Source organism: Pseudomonas juntendi (assembly GCF_009932375.1).
Taxonomy (GTDB): domain Bacteria; phylum Pseudomonadota; class Gammaproteobacteria; order Pseudomonadales; family Pseudomonadaceae; genus Aquipseudomonas; species Aquipseudomonas juntendi.
This window is the reverse complement of sequence record NZ_BLJG01000606.1, coordinates 1-223: the sequence shown is the minus strand read 5'-3', so window position 1 is coordinate 223 and position 223 is coordinate 1. Positions and strand designations below refer to the sequence as shown.

The 223-nt window shown below is 65.0% G+C and carries 1 protein-coding gene; it reads right to left on the bottom strand.

The features are described 5' to 3' along the window. Positions 1 to 223, bottom strand: a 223-nt coding sequence (locus tag GYA94_RS27470; RefSeq protein WP_174824234.1) for a dienelactone hydrolase family protein, incomplete at both ends; no start/stop codon positions are given.

Sequence of the window (223 nt, the reverse complement as noted above, 5' to 3'; positions counted from 1 at the left end):
CCGTACATGTCGATGGCCAGGGCGTTATAGCCCAGCGCTGCCAGGTCACGGGCGCGGCGCTTGGCATAATCGTTCAGCCCCCACCATTCATGCACCACCACAATGCCGGGGCGCTTGCCCTCGACGGCGTCGTCGTATGCGTAGTAGCCGACCAGCCGGTTGCCGTCGGCGTCCTGGTAAGGAATTTCGCGGGTTTGTCCTGCCGCTTGGGCAAGGGCAGCGC